General features: G+C 71.5%; 4 protein-coding genes. 3 read left to right on the forward strand and 1 reads right to left on the reverse strand.

From position 1 onward, the window contains the following. Positions 1-128: 128 nt before the first annotated feature. The gene (locus ACTIR_RS0111790; protein ID WP_026454446.1) at positions 129-1319 is read right to left on the reverse strand and encodes an aminotransferase class V-fold PLP-dependent enzyme; all 1191 of its coding nucleotides are present in this window, start codon (positions 1317-1319) and stop codon (positions 129-131) included. 482 nt (positions 1320-1801) lie between these two features. On the opposite strand from ACTIR_RS0111790, the gene ACTIR_RS0111795 reads away from it, so the two are divergent. The 3 genes from ACTIR_RS0111795 to ACTIR_RS22960 all read left to right on the forward strand — a co-directional run. Beyond that, entirely contained in the window at positions 1802-2155 is a 354-nt protein-coding gene (locus ACTIR_RS0111795; RefSeq protein ID WP_007027000.1) for a histone-like nucleoid-structuring protein Lsr2, read from the forward strand. A 91-nt stretch (positions 2156-2246) separates the two neighbouring features. Next, positions 2247-2594, forward strand: a complete 348-nt coding sequence (locus ACTIR_RS0111800; RefSeq protein ID WP_007026999.1) for a histidine triad nucleotide-binding protein — start codon at positions 2247-2249, stop codon at positions 2592-2594. Positions 2595-2646: 52 nt separating this feature from the next. Beyond that, positions 2647-3111, forward strand: a 465-nt coding sequence (locus ACTIR_RS22960) for an SRPBCC domain-containing protein (protein WP_199285612.1), incomplete at its 3' end; no start/stop codon positions are given.

Consider the following 3111-nt stretch of genomic DNA (forward strand, 5'->3'; position numbering starts at 1 on the left):
TCTGGAGTTCGACGGCCCCGCGGGCACCGACCGGGGCCTGCTCGGCCTGGCACGGCTGGCGGAACGGGTCCTCGGTCCGGGGCGGCCGACCGCCCCGGACCGGTGATCGGGGGTCGGCGCCCGGCCGCTCACCCCGCCGCCTCGAGCTCCGCGCACAGACGCGCGATCTCGTCCGACGTGTTGTAGTAGTGCACCGAGGCGCGGACGAGTTCGTCGAGCCGCCGGTCGGCCATGTCCCAGGGGGTCGACGGTGCCCGGGACACACTGACGTGCACCCCACGCTCGCGCAGGGTGTCCACGAGCTCCGGGGCGGGAACGCGCTCCGAGGAGAACGACACGATGCCCGAACGGTGGCTGCCGAGGTCGGTCACCGTGATTCCCGGGATCCGGCCCAGCTCGGCGCGCAGGTGTTCGGCCAGCGCGGTGATCCGCTCGTGTGCCCACTCCGGGCCGACCTCGCGGTAGTAGCGCGCCGCCTCCCCCAGGCCGAGCACGGCGGCGACGTTGTGCTCGAACAGCTCGAACCGCCGCGCGTCGTCCCGCGGGCGCACCGATCCGTCCACGATCCGCGCGGACGTCAGGTCCAGGTGTGCGGGGTGCAGGGTGTCCAGCACACCCCGCCGGACGGCGAGGAATCCCGTCCCCCGCGGCGCGCGCAGGTACTTGCGGCCGGTGGCGGAGAGCGCGTCGGCACCGATCGCCGTCAGGTCGATCGGCACCTGGCCCACGCTCTGACAGGCGTCGACCAGGTAGAACGCGGGGCTGTCCGCGACCACGGCACCGATCCGTTCGACGGGTTGCAGCAGGCCCCCGTTGGTGGGCGCGTGGGTGACCGCCACCATGCGCACGTCGTCGTCGAGCGTCGCGGCGAGCGCGTCGACGTCGATCTCGCCGTCGGGGGTGCTCGGCACGACCTCCACCCGGACGCCCCGGTGGTGCGCCAGATCCAGCATCGCGATGACGTTGCTCGAATACTCGGCCGCGCCGGTGAGAATGCGGTCCCCCTCGGCCCAGCCGAGGGCGGTGAACACCGAGAGCCACGAACGGGAGGCGCTGTCGGTGACCGCGATCTCGTCCGGCCCGGCACCCACGAGCGCACCGAGTGTCCCGCGGACGTCGTCGAGTTCGGCGGAGACCTCGTCGGCCGCCTCGTAACCGCCGATCCTCTCCTCGGTGCGGAGATGCCGTACCATCCGGTCCACCACCCGTTTCGGGGGCAACGAGGAACCCGCGTTGTTGAAATGTACGACGCTCTCGCAGCCCGCCGTGTCGGCGCGTAGCGCGGTGACCACCTCCGGCGTTTCGGGCGGGTGAATCACGGTCGTCCTCCTCCGGTCCCCGTGTCCCGACGGGTGAGTGGGCGAATACCCGGGCAATACCATCCTGCCCGAGCCCGGGACACCCCCGCCACCACCGGACGGCGGTATTCCCGGACCGCCCCGATCCGGCGATCCTTCTCGAATCGGGTGAAAAGCCGACCCGGGCGGAGGGCCCCGTCCGACGTCGCCGAAGTACGGCGCCTTCTCCCCGGAAGTTCCGGCACAGCAACGGTTTCCGACCCTCCGCTTGCGACACGGACCGCCCGCCGCGCCGGTGGAGGCACCCTCACCAGGCACGAATACGTATGGTTGACCCACCGTCGCACCACGCATTCCCGGCGTGCGGCGGGGAGCGCACACCCTTTTTCCCCGATCACCACTCCCGCGCAATGCCGCGTGTTCCCGGCCGGGCGCGGTCGGGTACACTTCTGACCGAACAGACCGCAATTCACCGCCCGAGCGGCCCGTAGCAGGAGGAACCGGTGGCACAACAGATTCTGGTCTCGCTCGTGGATGATCTCGACGGCTCGGAGGCCGAGGAGACCGTCCAGTTCGCCCTCGACGGGGTGACGTACGAGATCGACCTGTCCTCGGAAAACGCGGAAGAACTGCGGGACGCACTCGCCCAGTACGTCGAACACGCCCGCAAGGCGGGCGGCCGCAAGCGGCAGACGGGACGCGGTCGCCGCAATGGTCAGAAGGCCACCCGTTCGTCCTCCGCCGATCGTGAGCAGAACAAGGCGATCCGGGCGTGGGCGAAAGAGAACGGGTACGAGATCTCGGAGCGGGGACGCATTCCCTCCGAAGTCGCGGAAGCGTACCACAAGAGCAAGTGACCGTTCACCCGTCCGTGTCCTGTGAGTCGGGACACGGCGCCATTACCGCGATGTCGCGGACACGCGGGCCCGGGCGCATTACAGTGAGTCCGTGAGCACCGACTGCCTGTTCTGCCGGATCGTCGAGCGCACCGTGCCCGCCACCGTGGTGTACGAGACCGACACCGTGCTCGCGTTCCGCGACATCGACCCGCAGGCCCCCACGCACGTCCTGGTCATCCCCAAGGAGCACCACCCCGACGCCGCGGCGATGGCCGCGGCCGACCCCGGTCTGGCGGGCGACCTGCTCGCCGTGGTCGGCGAGGTCGCCAAGGCCGACGGGGTCGACGACTCCGGCTACCGGCTGGTGTTCAACACCGGCGCCGACGCGAATCAGACCGTCTTCCACGTGCACTGTCACGTTCTCGGTGGTAGGCACCTGTCCTGGCCTCCGGGCTGACCCGACGACGCCCCGGCGTTGCCGGTCCCCAGGTGTTGCGAAGGGACGTGCCGTGATCGACATAGCCGACCAGCTCACGACCACCTACCGCGAGGTCCGTCCGTGTGCCGCGGACCTGCCCGGGTCGCACGGTGCGCCCACCGATTCCGGCGTCGGCACCGGCACCGGGGTCGCGGAGCTGCCGGTCGGTCTGGTCCTGCGCCGGTTCTGTCCCACGGACCCTGCCGGAGTCTGGGAGGCGCTGACCCGTCGTCGGCGCCTCGCCCGCTGGTTCGGTCCGGTGACCGGATGCGCCACGCCGGGAGCCGGCTTCACGGTTCCGGACCGCGCGTCCGGACACGTCCTCGACCGCGACCCCGGGCATTCGCTGCGCCTCGCCTGGCACGAGGCCGGGACGGTGGGCACGGTCGTGGTCCGCACGGCCCCCGACGGCGACGACCGCACCGTCGTGGAGCTCACGCACACCGTCGAGCGCCCGGAGGCGCCGCCGGGGGCGAAGGGGAGCGCCCCCGGGGCC

Origin of the sequence: Saccharomonospora iraqiensis subsp. iraqiensis, assembly GCF_000430445.1 — a bacterium.
GTDB classification, from domain to species: domain Bacteria; phylum Actinomycetota; class Actinomycetes; order Mycobacteriales; family Pseudonocardiaceae; genus Saccharomonospora; species Saccharomonospora iraqiensis.